A 15240-nucleotide genomic window follows, 5' to 3' on the forward strand; every position below is an offset into this window, starting at 1 on the left:
ACTTCGCCGGCGCGCACCACGTGCGCCCGGGGAAACACCTTTGCGGCAACCCTGCGTGGCAGCGCTCACCCGCGCCCGGGGAAGCCAGAACTGGAGAACGTCCATGCTCGAGAACGAGCCCGAGGGCAGCGAACGAACCGGTACCGACCCGGCCGACGAGAACAGCACCGGTGAGGTGACCGACTCCCACCCGGCACCGGAGGTGACCGAGCCCGAGCCGGTCGCCGATCCGCCGCAGGAGATCAGCGGCGCGGTGAGCGGCACCGCCGACCTGGAACCGGGCGACACCGCCACCGCTGAGCCGGCCCCCCGGCGTCGGACGACCCGCCGTCGGGCGGCCAGTCGACCCGAGCAGACCGACGCACCCGTGGAGGCGTCCGGCGCCGCGCCGCTGGGCAGCGGGGAGTCGCCCCAGGCCGAGGTCTTCGCCCCGGTCTCGGGCGATTCCGACACCGCGGCGAAGACGCCACGTCGCCGTCGCAAGACCACCAAGGCTGTCGAGGCGCCGGTGGCCGAGGCGGCGGCTGCCGAGAGTGACGTCGCGCCGCCGGTGAAGGCGACCCGTACCCGCCGTCGGAAGGCGGCGTCCCCGGTCGAACCGCCCGCCGACGCCGCGACCGAGCCGTCGCAGCCGACCGCCGCCGAGGCGGATGCTGGTGTCGCACCGGCTGCCGGGACCGACTTCGGTTCCGCGGCGCCGCCCGCCGAGGGCGCCGCCGACCCGGAGCAGCCGGTCGAGCCGACCGAGGTCGTCGAGCCGGTGGCACCCGTCGTGCCGGAGGGCGCGGGTGAGGCGACGGGCGCGGCGGAGCTGCCGGCCGAGCCGGAAAGCCGGTCCCGTCGACGCAAGGCCGCCCTCATCGCGCCGACGGTGCTGTTCATGGCTCCGGAAGAGACCGCTGCCGCCCGCGCCGCCGCCGCCACGCAGCCGAGCGAGGAGGAACCGGTCGAGGAACCGGCCGAGCCGTCGCGGCGTCGCCGCCGGAGCCGGCGGGAGACCGAGCCGATGGTGGCGGCCGACACCGAGGAGGAACCGATCTCGGAGGCCGAGGAGGCCACCGAGGACGAGGACGACGACGAGGAGACCGCCGGTGGTCGGCGTCGCCGCCGTCGTGGTCGCCGGGGTCGGGGCCGGGGCAAGGGCGGTGCCGACGACGGCGACGAGGCCGAGGGCGGCGAGGTCGAGCGGCCCGTCCAGGCCGAGACGGCCGAGGCCGAGTCCGAGCCCGAGGAGAGCGACGAGACCGAGGGCGACGGGATGACCCGGCGGCGTCGGCGGCGTCGACGCCGAGGTGCCGGTGACACCGACAGCGCCGCCGACGACGGTGTGCCCACCGTCGTCAAGATCAGGGAGCCGCGCCGGACCGTCGACGAGGTGCAGGGAGTCTCCGGTTCGACCCGGCTGGAGGCCAAGCGGCAGCGCCGTCGGGACGGTCGCGAGCAGCGCCGGACCCGCCCGCCGATCCTCAGCGAGTCGGAGTTCCTGGCCCGCCGCGAGGCGGTCGATCGAGTGATGGCGGTGCGCCAACGCGGCGACCGGACCCAGATCGCGGTCCTGGAGGACGGCGTCCTGGTCGAGCACTACGTCACCCGCAATTCCTCCGGGACCATGGCCGGCAACGTCTACCTCGGCAAGGTGCAGAACGTGCTGCCGAGCATGGAGGCGGCGTTCGTCGACATCGGTCGAGGCCGTAACGCCGTCCTGTACGCCGGAGAGGTCAACTGGGACACCACCGGCCTGGAGGGCAGGGCCCGCTCGATCGAGCAGGCCCTCAAGTCCGGTGACTCGGTGCTGGTGCAGGTCACCAAGGACCCGATCGGTCACAAGGGCGCCCGGTTGACCAGCCACATCGCGCTCTCCGGCCGGCACCTGGTCTACGTACCCGGTGGCAACGCCTCCGGGATCAGCCGCAAACTGCCGGACACCGAGCGCAAGCGCCTGCGTGACGTGTTGAAGAAGCTCGTGCCCGACGGCGCGGGAGTGATCGTCCGGACCGCGGCCGAGGGGGCCAGCGAGGACGAACTGGCCCGGGACGTCAAGCGGCTCCAGGCGCAGTGGGAGGACATCCAGGCCAAGGCCGCCGAGGGTGGTGCGCCGGTGCTCCTCTACCAGGAGCCGGATCTGGTGATCCGGGTCGTCCGCGACCTGTTCAACGAGGACTTCCGCGAGCTGGTCATGCAGGGCGACGAGGCGTACGACATGGTCGAGTCGTACCTGTCGCACGTGTCACCGGACCTGGTCGCGCGGCTGCGCAAGCACGTCGGCACCACCGACGTCTTCGCCGAGTACCGCATCGACGAACAGATCCTCAAGGGGCTGGACCGCAAGGTCTTCCTGCCCTCCGGCGGGCACCTGGTGATCGACCGGACCGAGGCGATGACGGTCGTCGACGTGAACACCGGCAAGTACACCGGTGCCGGGGGCAACCTGGAGGAGACGGTCACCCGCAACAACCTGGAGGCGGCCGAGGAGATCGTCCGGCAGTTGCGGTTGCGGGACATCGGCGGAATCGTCGTGATCGACTTCATCGACATGGTGTTGGAGTCGAACCGCGAACTGGTGCTGCGTCGGCTGACCGAGTGCCTCGGCCGGGACCGTACCAAGCACCAGGTCACCGAGATCACGTCGCTGGGTCTGGTGCAGATGACCCGGAAGCGGATCGGCGCCGGGCTGCTGGAGGCGTTCAGCGAGACCTGCGAGTGCTGCAAGGGCCGGGGTCTGATCATCCACACCGAGCCGGTGCCGGAGAAGCCGCGCTCCGGCGGCGGGGACAAGGTCAAGGCGGTCGCCTCGGCGACTGCCCCGGCGGCCGAGCAGACCACCGGGTCGGCCCGCCGCCGCGCCCGCAAGAGCGCCGCAGCGGCGGAACGGACCGTGGTGGAGGTCGTGGAGACCGAACCGCCCGCGAGTACCTCCGCCGCCGACTACGGCGACACCATGGGTTACGACCTGTCGCGTTACGAGACGGACCTGCCGGCCGAGCCGGACATCGCCGACAGTCAGCAGGGCGAGTCGGCGCGACTCGCCGCTCCGGACGACCCGGACGCGCTCGGCGAGCCCGACGAGGAGGAGAGCGGCGAGAGCGGCACCGGTCGGCGTCGTTCCCGCCGTGGGGGCGCGCGTCGGCGTACCCGACCCTGACGCGGCTCGGCCACGAGCCGGCTTCATCCGGTCCCGCCCGGTGGTGATGTCCACCGGGCGGGCCGTCCCGTATGGTCGATGCTCGGTCGCCGTGTCCCGGGCCGGGCACGGCCCGCCCCCGTGCGGTCAGGCACGCGGTGGGTGGACGCGGCCGTCGGAGGAGGAGACGATGCGCCGACCGTTCACCGTCACCGTGGCCGTCGCCGTGCTGCTCGTCGGCGCTGCCTGCTCGGCCGAGCGCCGCGACGCCGACGAGTCGGTCGCGCCGACCCCGACGAGCGTGGACGCCACCACCGACCCGGTGACCCCCGCCCCGCCGACGACGTCCGCTCCCGGGGCGGCGGGTGGCAACGCCCCCGAGGTCTGTGCCGCCGCGCAACAGGCCAGCGGAGAGGCGGGCAAGAAGTACGTCGAGCAGTTGGCCGCGATGGTCACCGCGACCGGCGCGGGCGACACCGCCGGTGCGGAGGCGGCCGGCAAGCGGGCTGAGGCGGCCCTGTCCGACTGGGGGAAGGCGCTCAGCGCGCAGGCGGCGCGCGCCGACGACCAGCAGCTGAAGAAGCTGCTGACGCAGTTGTCGACGGAGGTCGGCCGGCTGGGCACCGACGTCAAGGCGCTGGAGGATGCCTCGTTCGACCGGTTGCAGCAGCGCCTCGACCAGCTCTGTGCCCGCTGACCCGGCCCGGTTTGGGTCCCGGCCCGCCCATGGCGTACGCTAGCCTGCGGCGCACTTTGGTGTGCCGAGTTCCCGCGTGCCCGCGCCGCCGTGCTTCTGCTGCCCGGCGAGCCGCCGTGGGGACGACCGCCAGCAGCCTCAACGACAGGGAGTCCGCCTCCGATGTACGCGATCGTCAAGACCGGCGGCAAGCAGTACAAGGTCGCCGAGGGCGACGTGATCGAGGTCGAGAAGCTCGCCGGTGCCCCCGGTGACGCGGTGAAGCTCGCCGCGGTGCTCCTCGTCGACGGTGACGACCTGGTGACCGACGCGGCAAAGCTCGCTCAGGTCGAGGTGTCCGGCGAGATCGCCGCACACACCAAGGGCCCGAAGATCCGGATCCACAAGTTCAAGAACAAGACCGGCTACCACAAGCGCCAGGGTCACCGCCAGCCGTTGACCCAGGTCAAGGTGACCGGCATCTCCAGCGGGAAGTAGGTCGTCCTCCAATGGCTCACAAAAAGGGTGCGTCCAGCTCGCGTAACGGTCGTGACTCCGCGGCCCAGCGGCTCGGCGTGAAGCGCTTCGGTGGTCAGGTCGTCAGCGCGGGCGAGATCATCGTCCGTCAGCGTGGCACCAAGTTCCACCCCGGTGACCTGGTCGGCCGCGGTGGAGACGACACGCTCTTCGCGCTGGCCGCCGGTTCGGTCCAGTTCGGCACCCGGCGCGGTCGCAAGACCGTCAGCATCGTGCCGCAGCAGTAGCTATCCGGCGTAAGCGGGCCGTGGACCTGATGTCCCGGCCCGCTTCGTCTTTTCTCGCGCAGGGCCGCGCCCTGCTGGAAGGATTACGGCGTGACGACGTTCGTTGACCGGGTCGTCCTGCACCTGCAGGCCGGCGACGGCGGGCACGGCTGTGTCTCGATCCACCGGGAGAAGTTCAAGCCGTTCGGCGGCCCGGACGGGGGCAACGGCGGGCACGGCGGCAGCGTCTCCCTGGTGGTCGACCCGCAGGTGCACACGCTGCTCGACTTCCACTTCCGGCCGCACGTGAAGGCGGAGAACGGGAAGGGCGGCGCGGGCTCGAACCGGGACGGCGGCAACGGTGCCAACCTGGTGCTCAAGGTGCCCGACGGGACGGTCGTGCAGACCACCGACGGTACGGTGCTGGCCGACATGGTCGGGGCCGGCACCACCTTCGAGGTCGCCCGGGGCGGCCGAGGTGGCCGGGGCAACGCCTCGCTGGCCAACGCCCGCCGCAAGGCGCCCGGGTTCGCCGAGCTGGGTGAGCCGGGCGAGCAGCTGGACGTGGTGCTGGAGTTGAAGAGCGTCGCCGACGTCGGCCTGGTGGGTTTCCCGTCGGCCGGGAAGTCGTCGCTCATCTCGGTGATCTCCGCCGCGAAACCGAAGATCGCCGACTACCCGTTCACCACGCTGGTGCCGAACCTCGGCGTCGTCCGGCTCGACAACCACACCTTCACCGTCGCCGACGTGCCCGGGCTGATCCCGGGCGCGGCCACCGGCAAGGGACTGGGGCTGGAGTTCCTCCGGCACATCGAGCGCTGCGCCGTGCTGGTGCACGTCATCGACACCGCCACCCTGGAACCGGGGCGGGACCCGGTGGCCGACATCGACGCCATCGAGGCGGAGCTGGCCGAGTACGGCGGACTGGCCGACCGGCCCCGGCTGGTCGCGCTGAACAAGGTCGACGTGCCGGACGGCCGCGACCTCGCCGAGATCGTCCGACCTGACCTGCACGCGCGTGGGCTACGGGTCTTCGAGGTCTCCGCGGCCACCCGGGAAGGGCTCAAGGAACTCACGTACGCGATGGCGGAGCTGGTGGAACAGTCGCGTGCCGCGACGCCGACGGCCGAACCGACGCGGACCGTGATCCGGCCGAAGGCGGTCGACGACGCCGGCTTCACCATCGAGGCCGAGGCGGACGGCTCGTTCACCGTGCGCGGTGTCCGACCGGAGCGCTGGGTACGACAGACGAACTTCGACAACGACGAGGCGGTCGGTTACCTCGCCGACCGGCTGGCCCGGCTCGGCGTCGAGGAACAGCTGGCCAAGTCGGGTGCCCAACCCGGCGACCTGGTCCGCATCGGCGAGCGGGAGTTCGACTGGCAACCGACCCTCTACGCCGGTGTCGAGTTCGTTCCCGGCGCCCGGGGCCGGGACGTCCGGTTGGAGGAGCAGTCGACCCGCCCCAGTGCGGCCGAGCGTCTGGCGGCCCGCAAGGCACGGCGGCAGCGACCGGCCGACGAGGTCGTGCCGACGCCCGACGACGGGGACGACGCCGAGTAACTGCGCACCTCAGAGCGGGCACGGCGGTGACGGTCAGGGGCGGTCGAACGGCTGGTCGAGGGGACCGCCGCCGCCACCGGCCCGCTCCGACAGCAGTAGCCCGAGCAGGACCATCCCGAGGCCGAGTCCCAGGTGCAGCCAGTTGTCCGCGTCGTTGAGCGGGATGACGTTCGCGGCGCTCTCCTCCCCGACGGCCAGGCCGTAGATCCACAACCCGAGGTAGAGCACCCCACCTCCCACCAGGTAGACGCGGGCACCGGCCACGGTGCGGGCCAGTACCAAGCCGACCACGCCGAAGCCGAGATGCAGCAGGTTGTGCAGGACGGAGACCTGGAAGAGGCCGAGGAGCCGGGCGTCGGAGTGATGCCCGGCGAAGGCCATGTCGCCATAGTCGGTGGTGATGCCGGGCACGAAGCCGAGCACCCCGAGGAGCAGGAACAATCCCGCCACGGCCAGGGCGGCGAGTTGGACCCGGGCGCGCGAGGCCCGACCGTCGGCTGACCGACGCGCCATCGATGTCACCTCCGTGGAGCCGCGGGACCACCCCGCGACGGGCTGACCGGCGGGCGGCCACGCCGTGAGGTGAGGGTGTGCCGCCGATCCTTCATCTTGTCGCCCGTCGCGGCTGTCCCGCAGGGAAACCCCCGATCGTGGGCTCAGCCGGTACGCCGTACGGTGGTGACCACGAAGCCGCTGGCCGGCAACGTTGGCATCCGGCGCAGGTCCACCGCGAGGTCCTGCGGCGGTACGTCATAGCGGATGACCTCGGTCAGCACGCTGACCGCCCGCTTCATCAGTTCGATGGTGATCCACTCTCCGGCACAGCGGTGCCCGGTGAGATGGCCGCCGCCGCCCTGCGGCACCAGCGCGAACGGGTCGCCCCGCCAACCGGCGAAACGTTCCGGTCGGAACCGCTCCGGTTCCGGCCACAGCGCGGGGTCGTGATCGGTGCCGTAGAGATCCAGCAGCACCCGGCGGCCCTGCGGGAAGTGGTAGCCCCGCCAGTCGAAGTCCCGTCGTACCCGGGCCGCGCTCACCGGGAAGAACGGATAGTAGCGGCGTACCTCCTGCACGAACTGCTCGGTGGCGTCGTCGTCGCCGCGTACCCGCTGCTGCCAGGCGGGATGGTCGTGCAGGGCCAGCGCGGCGAAGACCACGAACCGGGCCACGGCGACGGTCGGGCGGATCACGTTGAGCAACTCCACCGCGGCGATCGGGCGAGGCAGCGGACGGCCCGTGCCGTCGCGGTGTTCGGCGATCACCCGCAGGGCGGTGTCCTCGGGCGCGGCCAGCGATCCGTCGCGTACCCGCTCGACGAGGTCACCGGCCCAGCTCTCGCTGCGCTTGCGGCCCAACCGGCCACGCCAGTGGCGCGGCCCGACCGCCCCGGCGCTGTCGATCATGGCTTGGAGATCGGCGGTACGCCGGTCGGCCTCGCCGTCGGAGAGCGGTACCCCTGCCCAGGCACAGACCGCGCGGGTCAGCATCGACGCGATCTCGGGGTGCAGGGTCACCGTCCCGGCCAGCACCCAGGCGGGCAACCGGGCCTGCCACTCGTCGGTGAAGAGCTGTCCGAGCCGCTGGACGGCGGCCGGAGTCATCAACGACATGAACATTGCCTTGCGGTCGTGGTGGGCGTCGCCGTCGAGCCCCTGGACCCCGCCCCGGCCGGTCAGGGTGCGTTGGCCACGGGTCGGCATGGCGTTCTCCCGCACGAACCGCTCGGTGTCGTAGAAGAGTTCGGCGGCGGCCCGCCCGCGCAGGCAGATCGTCGGCTCCAGCAGGAGACGGGTCTGGAAGATGTCCGAGCCGTACCGCTCGCAGCGCTGTCCGATGAACGGGTATCCGGTCCGCAGGAAGGTCAACGTGCTGTCCGGGCTGCGGTCCGTCGGGATGGTCGCCATCGGGCCCCCTGCTGCCGGGCGCGGCCGTCGCCCGGCCGGGCCGTTCGTCCTCGCAGCCTGCTTCTACCCAGGTCAGGGCCGCTGAACCCAGGTTGCCGGAGGCGGGCTGTCGCAGATCGGGCCGGATTGTCGCCGGCTGGCCCCTCCCAGCGACGGTCGACCCTGGTTGGCTTGGCCTCGGCGGCGTCACCGCTCGCTGTCCGAGGCGGTCGTCCGGCCCCGGTGTGGGCTGTCGTGGGTGCGCCGCCGGTGAGGAGTTCGACGTGCCACGGGGGAGGACCGATGCGGGACAACCGAGCGACGTACTGGCGGCGATGGATGACCGGGACACCCGGCGCGCCACGACCACCGCTGGTGGCCCCGCCCCGCCGACCGTCCCGGCCCGACCGTCATTTCACCGTGCATCTCGGTTTCGTCGCCGCCGACCTCGTCGCCGCCCGTGAGGTGGCGGTCGGGTACGCCGAGGCGCTGAGCGTGCTCCGGCCCGAGCTGATGATCGGTGCCTCCGCGCTGTCCCCGGCCGACGCCTGGCAGCGTGCCGAGCGGCTGTTCTGCGGGGCGGTCGGGCCGGACAGCGAGCGTTGCGTCGACGTCGCCGGCCACCCGGGCTTCCACCACGGGCCCGGCCCCGGTGCCCTCGGCTGGGGTGACGGTGACCGTGGCTAGTGCGGTGGCCAGGGCCGGCGGCCCGGGGGACCTTCCTGGACACCGCACTCCCGCTCAGTCCAGGTCGAATTCACCGTCCTGGGCGCCCGCGACGAAGGCGTCCCACTCGGCCTGGGTGAACACCAGCACCGGGCCGTCCGGCTCGGCGGAGTTGCGCATGCCGATGAGATCGTCGACGAAGGCGACCTCAACCGCGGCCTCCGAGGTGTCGCCCTCGGCCCGCTGCCAGACCGCCCGGGAGAGGTCGAAGTCACCCTTGGGGTGCGCTGTCATGGTCCGTCCTCCAGTACCAGGGGGAAATTGGGGAAGCCGGTTCGTTCCCTCATCGGGCAGGATAAGCGGATGCCGAGCCTGAGCCGTGCAGAGGCGACCGCGCGTGGCGCGTCGATTACCGTCGAGTCCTACCAGGTGGACCTCGACCTCACCGGGGGCGGTGAGTGGTTCCGTTCCCGTGTCACGATCCGGTTCCGGGCTACCGACGCCGACACCTTCGCCGAGGTCAAGCCGGCGCGCCTGCTGGCGGTACGCCTCAACGACACCGATCTCGACCCCGCCGCGCTGGCCGACAACCGGCTGCCGCTGACCGGGCTGGCGGCGGACAACACGCTCACCGTCGAGGCCGAGATGGCGTACACGAACACCGGCGAAGGGGTGCACCGCTTCGTCGACCCCGCTGACGGCGAGACCTATCTCTACGCGATGTCGTTCCTGGACGACGTACAGCGGATCTTCGCCGCCTTCGACCAGCCGGACCTGAAGGCACCGGTCACGTTGTCGGTGACCGCGCCGGAGCACTGGACGGTGGCGGCCAACGCACCGCTGGCCGCCAACCCGGCGCCGGGCCGCTGGGAGTTCGCCCCCACCCTGCCGATCGCGACGTACTTCTTCACCCTGATCGCCGGTCCCTGGCACGTCCGGCGGGACGTCCACGACGGGATCCCACTGGGTGTGTACTGCCGACGTTCACTCGCCGAGCACCTCGACGCCGACGCGGAGGAGATCTTCACCGTCACGAAGCAGTGCCTCGACCGCTTTCATCAGTTGTTCGACGAGCGCTACCCGTTCGGCAAGTACGACCAGGCGTTCGTGCCCGAGTTCAACGCGGGGGCGATGGAGAATCCGGGGCTGGTCACCTTCCGCGACGACTACGTGTTCCGTTCGGCGGTCACCGACAGCCAGCGCGAGCTTCGCGCCACCACCATCGCCCACGAGATGGCGCACATGTGGTTCGGTGACCTGGTCACCATGCGTTGGTGGGACGACCTGTGGTTGAACGAGTCGTTCGCGGAGTACCTGGGCACCCGGGTCACCGCCGAGGCGACCCGGTTCGACCGGGCGTGGACGACGTTCGCGTTGCGCCGTAAGGCGTGGGGGTACGCCGCCGACCAGCGCCCCTCGACCCACCCGGTGGCACCCGAGCGGGTCGCCGACGCCGCCGAGGGGCTGTTGAACTTCGACGGCATCTCGTACGCCAAGGGAGCCAGCGTGCTGCGGCAGCTGGTGGCGTGGCTCGGCGACGAGGCGTTCCTGGCCGGTCTCAACGACCACTTCGCCCGGCACCGCTTCGGCAACGCCACCCTCGCCGACCTACTGGAGAGCCTGTCCGCCAGCAGCGGGCGGGAGCTGACCGACTGGGCGGAGTGCTGGCTGCGTACCGCGCAGGTCAACACGTTGCGCGCCGAGGTGGCGGTGGATGCCGACGGTCGGTACGACGAGGTCTTGATCGCCCAGACCGCGCCGTCGACGCACCCGGTGCTGCGCCCGCACCGCATCGGTGTGGGCCGGTACGCCGTGGACGGCACCGCCGAGCGGATCGAGGTCGACCTCGATCCGAAGACCGACGACGGCCGTACCCGGCTCGTCGCGTTGACCGGGGAGCCGGCGGCGGCGGTGCTGTTGCCCAACGACGGCGACCTGACCTTCGCCAAGATCCGCCTCGACGCCGCCTCGGCGGACGCGGTGCCGCTGCTGCTGCCCCGCCTCGCCGACCCGCTGGCCCGCGCCCTGCTCTGGGGTGAGGCGCTGGACGCGGCCACCGACGGGGAACGACCCGTCACCGGTCTGGTCGACCTCATCGTCGCGGCGCTGCCCGCCGAGACGGAAGTGATCATCGTCGAGGACGTGTTGGCGATGAGCCGTTCGCTGGTCGACCGCTACCTCGACCCGCTGGCCCGCCGGTCCGCCCTGGCCCGGATCGCCACGGCCTGCCGACGGTTGCTCGACGGCGCCGCACCGGGGGAGTCGCTGCAACTGGCCGCCGCGCGAGGACTGATCGCGACGAGCACCGACGTCGAGTTGCTCACCGGCTGGCTCGCCGGCCGCGACGTACCCGACGGGTTGGCGGTGGACGCCGAACTGCGGTGGGCGCTGCTCGGTCGGCTGGTGGCGCTCGGTGCCGCCGGTGCGCCCGAGATCGCCGCCGAGGTGGCGGCCGACCCGAGTGCCACCGGCGCCGAGCGGGCCGCCCGGTGCCGGGCCGCCGTTGCCGATCCCGCTGCCAAGCAGGCTGCGTGGGAGATCATCGTGTCGAACACGGAGTTGTCGAATCGGCTGGTCGAGGCGACGGCCGAAGGCTTCTGGCAGCCTGAGCAGTCGGAGCTGACGGCCGGCTACGTCGAGCGCTACTTCTCCGACATGCCGGCCGCCGCGCGGCTGCGTACGCCCTGGGTGGCCGACGAGGTCGCGAAGCTGGCCTTCCCCCGGCACGCGGTGTCGCAGTCGACCCGGGAGGCGGCCGCGGCGCTGCTGGCCCGCGACGACCTCACGCCGGGGCTGCGTCGGGTGGTCACCGATGCCGACGACGACCTGCGCCGGGCGCTGGTGGCGCGCACGGCGGTGGCGGCCACGAGCGCCTGACGGACGGCGACGGCGGGCCGACTCGATCGCGTCGCAGCGAGGTCGGGTGTGCCCTCCTGGTTGGCGAGGAGGATCTACGATCATCCGGTGGAGGAAGACATCCGGCGGATCGGGATCATGGGCGGGACGTTCGATCCGATCCATCATGGGCACCTCGTGGCCGCCAGCGAGGTTGCCGACCGGTTCGGCCTCGACGAGGTGATCTTCGTGCCGACCGGGCAGCCGTGGCAGAAGGCCGACACGCCGGTCAGCTCGGCCGAGGACCGTTACCTGATGACCGTGATCGCCACGGCCTCCAATCCCCGCTTCCAGGTCAGCCGGGTCGACATCGATCGCGGCGGGCCCACCTACACCGTCGACACCCTGCGCGATCTTCGCTCCCGGTACGGCCCGAAGGCGCAGCTGTTCTTCATCACCGGCGCGGACGCTCTGGAAAGGATCCTGAGCTGGAAGGATCTCGACGAGATCTTCGAGCTTGCGCACTTCATCGGGGTCACCCGGCCGGGCTTCGAGCTGACCGACGCGCACCTGCCCGCCGACACGGTGAGCCTGGTGCAGGTGCCGGCGATGGCGATCTCGTCGACCGACTGCCGGGCGCGGGTCGCCCGGGGCGAGCCGGTCTGGTATCTGGTGCCCGACGGTGTGGTGCAGTACATCGCGAAGAGGCGTCTCTACCGAGCGTGACTCGACCGTTTCATCCCTCTTTCCGGGCGAAACTGACGAGTCGCGAATTCAGGCTTTGTGAGAGGCTTGACGCATCGCACGGTTGATCGAAGGAGAACGGTGACAGTTTCCGAACGCGCTCACGAGCTGGCGATGGTCGCCGCTCAGGCCGCGGCCGACAAGAAGGCTCAGGACATCGTCATCATCGACGTGGGTGACCAGCTCGCCATCACCGACGCGTTCCTGCTCGCCTCGGCCCCGAACGAGCGCCAGGTGTTGGCCATCGTCGACGCCGTCGAGGAAGCCCTGCTCGACCTGCCGGAGAAGGCGAAACCGGTGCGGCGCGAGGGCGAGCGCGGTGGCCGCTGGGTGCTGCTGGACTACGTCGACCTCGTGGTGCATGTGCAGCACACCGAGGAACGCGAGTTCTACGCTCTCGACCGGCTCTGGAAGGACTGCCCGACGATTCCGTTCGTCGACCGGGACCTCGCCGGTGCCGAGGCGGCTGCCGGGTCGGGCGAGTGACCAGACTGATCATCTGGCGGCACGGCAACACCGACTGGAACGCGGCCAGCCGGGTTCAGGGGCAGTCCGACGTACCGCTTAACGATCTCGGTCGGGAGCAGGCGCGTACCGCCGCGCCACTGCTGGCCGCGTTGCGTCCGGACGCCCTGCTCGCCAGCGACCTGAGCCGCGCCACGGAGACCGCCGCCGCGTTGGCCGCGCTGACCGGCCTGCCGGTCCGCTGCGACGCCCGGCTCCGGGAGCGCCACTTCGGCAGATGGCAGGGGCTGCTGATCACCGAGGTGGCCGAACAGTTCCCCGAGGAGTACGCCCGCTGGCGGGCCGGGGACGCCGACCCGGGCGCGGAGGTCGAACCGCTGGACGAGCTGGGCAAGCGCGTCGGCACCGCGTTGCAGGAGATCGTCGAGGGGACACCCGGCGGCACTGTCGTGGTGGCCACCCACGGTGGCGCGGCCCGGCAGGGCTGCGGTCACCTGCTCGGCTGGGAGCCCGAGGTGCTGCGTAGCGTCGGCGCGTTGGGCAACTGCCACTGGACGGAGCTGCGCCACGACGTGGACCGCGGCTGGCACCTGCGCGCGCACAACGTCGGCGCGATGGATGTCCCCGCCGTCCCGACCGTCCCCCCGGTCTCCGCCGAGTCGGTCTGAGGGGCGCGATCGGGCGGACACCGCACGGGATCCGCTACGGTGCCCGCATGCCAGTCGCGGTCGTCACCGACTCCACCGCCTACCTTCCACCCGAGCTGCTGCGGGAGTATCCGCTCACCGTGGTGCCGCTGACCGTGGTGCTGGCCGGCGTCGAAGGGTTGGAGGGCGTCGAGACCTTCCCGGCGGACGCCACCCGGGCGCTGCGGGCGCGACGCGTGTCGGTGAGCACGTCCCGCCCGTCGCCGGAACAGTTCGGCCGCACCTATCGGGAACTGCTCGCGGCCGGGGCGGAGGGCATCGTCTCGGTGCACTTGTCGGCCGGTCTCTCCGGCACCGTGGAGGCCGCCGAGCTGGCCGCCGCCGAGCTGGGAGATCAGGTCAGCGTGGTGGACAGCCGCTCCTGCGGGATGGGCCTCGGGTTCCCGGCGATCGCGGCGGTCCGGGCCGCCGCGCGGGGGGCCGACCTGGCCGGGGTACGCGCTGCGGCCCTGGCCGCCGTGCGCCGCACCAGCATCCACTTCTACGTCGACACGCTGGAGTTCCTCCGTAGAGGTGGGCGGATCAACGCGGCGGAGGCGTTGCTCGGTACCGCCCTGTCGGTCAAGCCGATCCTGCACATGCCCGAGGGGCGCATCGTGCTGCGGGACAAGGTCCGGACCGCCAGTCGGGGCATGGCGCGCCTGGTCGACCTCGCCGTCGAGACGGCCGGCGACGCGTCGGTGGACCTGGCCGTGCACCATCTCGACGCGCCACAGCGGGCCGAGGAACTGCTCACCACGTTGGCCGGCCGACTCGGCGATCGGCTGTGCGACGCGTACGTCTCGGAGGCCGGTGCCGCCGTCGCCGTGCACGTCGGGCCGGGTCTCGTCAGCGTGGTGCTGCACCGTCGGACGGACCGCCCTGGCTCGTGAACCCGCTCGCCGTGGCGGCGATGCGCGAGGATCGGTCGCAGGGGGTGGGGCGATGTCCTGTGTGGTGACCGGTGGTGGTCGTGGGGTCGGTCGGGGGATCGTGGAGCGGCTGCTCGCCGACGGCCTGGCCGTCGTGGTGGTCGAACGCGACCCGAGCGCGGTGTCCTGGGTGGAGACCCACGCCCGGGGCGACCAGCTCGCGGTGGTGGTCGGTGACGCGGGTGACGAGCGGGTGACCAATCGGGCCGCCGACCTGGCCGAGCGTGCCCAGCCGCTCACCGGGTGGGTGAACAACGCCGCCGTGTTCCGCGACGCCTCGGTACATGACGCGCCAGTCGGCGAGGTCGTCGACCTGATCAGCCGTAACCTGCGCCCCGCGGTGGTCGGTGCCGCCACTGCGGTACGCCGGTTCCTCGCCGCCGGTACCGCCGGTGCCGTCGTGAACGTCTCGTCCCACCAGGCGGCCCGACCGGTGCCGGGCTGCCTGCCGTACGCCACGGCCAAGGCGGCGGTGGAGGGACTGACCCGTGCGCTGGCCGTCGAGTACGGCCGACACGGCATCCGGGCCAACGCGGTCGCCCTCGGCTCGGTGGCCACCGAACGCCACGAGGCCCTGCTCGCCGAGGCCCAGCCGGAGCAGGCGCGGCGGATCGAGGCGGAGTTGGCCCGGCTGCACCCGGTGGGACGGATCGGTCAGCCGCAGGAAGTGGCGGAGGCGGTCGCGTACCTGCTGTCGTCGGCGGCGGGCTTCGTCAACGGGGTGACCCTGCCGGTCGACGGCGGGCGGCACGCTCTCGGACTCGACCCGCAGTCGCGCCCGGACTGACGTCGGTGACCAGCCGCTCCGCCGCCGCGACCGCGACGGTGCCCCCGCTGCCATAGCAGACCGGACGCATGATCAGGGCGTTGTCCACAGTGGGTTCTCTGTCCACAGGCCGGTCGGCTCGTCGCCCCTGCCGAGGGCT

15 protein-coding genes are annotated in these 15240 nt (G+C 72.0%); 12 read left to right on the forward strand and 3 right to left on the reverse strand.

The features are described 5' to 3' along the window. Nucleotides 1–103 precede the first annotated feature (103 nt). The 5 genes from ACLQ2S_RS14815 (at nt 104) to obgE (ending at nt 6103) form a co-directional block, all read left to right on the forward strand. Entirely contained in the window at nt 104–3142 is a 3039-nt protein-coding gene (locus ACLQ2S_RS14815) for an Rne/Rng family ribonuclease (protein WP_425701861.1), read from the forward strand. Between the two features lie 169 nt (nt 3143–3311). Beyond that, a complete protein-coding gene (locus ACLQ2S_RS14820; RefSeq protein ID WP_425701862.1) occupies nt 3312–3818 on the forward strand; it encodes a hypothetical protein in 507 nt (168 codons plus the stop codon). A 162-nt stretch (nt 3819–3980) separates the two neighbouring features. Continuing rightward, nucleotides 3981–4295, forward strand: a complete 315-nt coding sequence (gene rplU, locus ACLQ2S_RS14825) for a 50S ribosomal protein L21 (protein ID WP_131304423.1) — start codon at nt 3981–3983, stop codon at nt 4293–4295. An 11-nt stretch (nt 4296–4306) separates the two neighbouring features. Then, nucleotides 4307–4561 (forward strand): 50S ribosomal protein L27, encoded by a 255-nt coding sequence (rpmA, locus tag ACLQ2S_RS14830; protein WP_155220806.1) that lies wholly within the window; start codon nt 4307–4309, stop codon nt 4559–4561. A 90-nt stretch (nt 4562–4651) separates the two neighbouring features. After that, the gene (gene obgE / locus ACLQ2S_RS14835; RefSeq protein WP_425701863.1) at nt 4652–6103 is read left to right on the forward strand and encodes a GTPase ObgE; all 1452 of its coding nucleotides are present in this window, start codon (nt 4652–4654) and stop codon (nt 6101–6103) included. A 33-nt stretch (nt 6104–6136) separates the two neighbouring features. Here obgE and ACLQ2S_RS14840 read toward each other — a convergent pair whose 3' ends face one another. Both ACLQ2S_RS14840 and ACLQ2S_RS14845 read right to left on the reverse strand, forming a co-directional pair. Then, entirely contained in the window at nt 6137–6616 is a 480-nt protein-coding gene (locus ACLQ2S_RS14840) for a DUF4383 domain-containing protein (protein ID WP_425701864.1), read from the reverse strand. Nucleotides 6617–6759: 143 nt separating this feature from the next. Further along, nucleotides 6760–8007 carry a cytochrome P450 gene (locus tag ACLQ2S_RS14845; protein ID WP_425701865.1) on the reverse strand — a complete coding sequence of 416 codons (1248 nt, stop codon included), beginning with the start codon at nt 8005–8007 and terminating at the stop codon, nt 6760–6762. A 282-nt stretch (nt 8008–8289) separates the two neighbouring features. Here ACLQ2S_RS14845 and ACLQ2S_RS14850 point away from each other — a divergent pair, with 282 nt between their 5' ends. Continuing rightward, complete coding sequence (locus ACLQ2S_RS14850) at nt 8290–8673, forward strand: hypothetical protein (RefSeq protein ID WP_155220799.1); 384 nt, start codon at nt 8290–8292, stop codon at nt 8671–8673. A 54-nt stretch (nt 8674–8727) separates the two neighbouring features. On the opposite strand, the gene ACLQ2S_RS14855 is transcribed toward ACLQ2S_RS14850, so the two are convergent. Next, nucleotides 8728–8946: a DUF397 domain-containing protein gene (locus ACLQ2S_RS14855; RefSeq protein WP_093407559.1), complete on the reverse strand. Its 219-nt coding sequence runs from the start codon at nt 8944–8946 to the stop codon at nt 8728–8730. Between the two features lie 69 nt (nt 8947–9015). On the opposite strand from ACLQ2S_RS14855, the gene pepN reads away from it, so the two are divergent. From pepN to ACLQ2S_RS14885, 6 genes are all read left to right on the forward strand, one after another. Beyond that, a complete protein-coding gene (gene pepN / locus ACLQ2S_RS14860) occupies nt 9016–11529 on the forward strand; it encodes an aminopeptidase N (RefSeq protein WP_425701866.1) in 2514 nt (837 codons plus the stop codon). Between the two features lie 87 nt (nt 11530–11616). Further along, nucleotides 11617–12213 (forward strand): nicotinate-nucleotide adenylyltransferase, encoded by a 597-nt coding sequence (gene nadD, locus ACLQ2S_RS14865; protein ID WP_309223642.1) that lies wholly within the window; start codon nt 11617–11619, stop codon nt 12211–12213. A gap of 99 nt (nt 12214–12312) precedes the next feature. After that, on the forward strand, nt 12313–12717 hold the full coding sequence (gene rsfS, locus ACLQ2S_RS14870) for a ribosome silencing factor (RefSeq protein ID WP_309223641.1): 405 nt from the start codon (nt 12313–12315) through the stop codon (nt 12715–12717). Then, nucleotides 12714–13364 (forward strand): histidine phosphatase family protein, encoded by a 651-nt coding sequence (locus tag ACLQ2S_RS14875; RefSeq protein ID WP_309223640.1) that lies wholly within the window; start codon nt 12714–12716, stop codon nt 13362–13364. Before rsfS ends, ACLQ2S_RS14875 begins: the two co-directional genes overlap by 4 nt. A gap of 47 nt (nt 13365–13411) precedes the next feature. Next, nucleotides 13412–14275, forward strand: coding sequence for a DegV family protein (locus ACLQ2S_RS14880; RefSeq protein ID WP_155220794.1), 864 nt, complete (start codon nt 13412–13414; stop codon nt 14273–14275). A gap of 52 nt (nt 14276–14327) precedes the next feature. After that, entirely contained in the window at nt 14328–15101 is a 774-nt protein-coding gene (locus tag ACLQ2S_RS14885; RefSeq protein ID WP_155220792.1) for an SDR family NAD(P)-dependent oxidoreductase, read from the forward strand. Nucleotides 15102–15240 lie beyond the last annotated feature (139 nt).

This window comes from Micromonospora sp. DT48, from assembly GCF_049844495.1.
Classification (GTDB): Bacteria; Actinomycetota; Actinomycetes; order Mycobacteriales; family Micromonosporaceae; genus Micromonospora.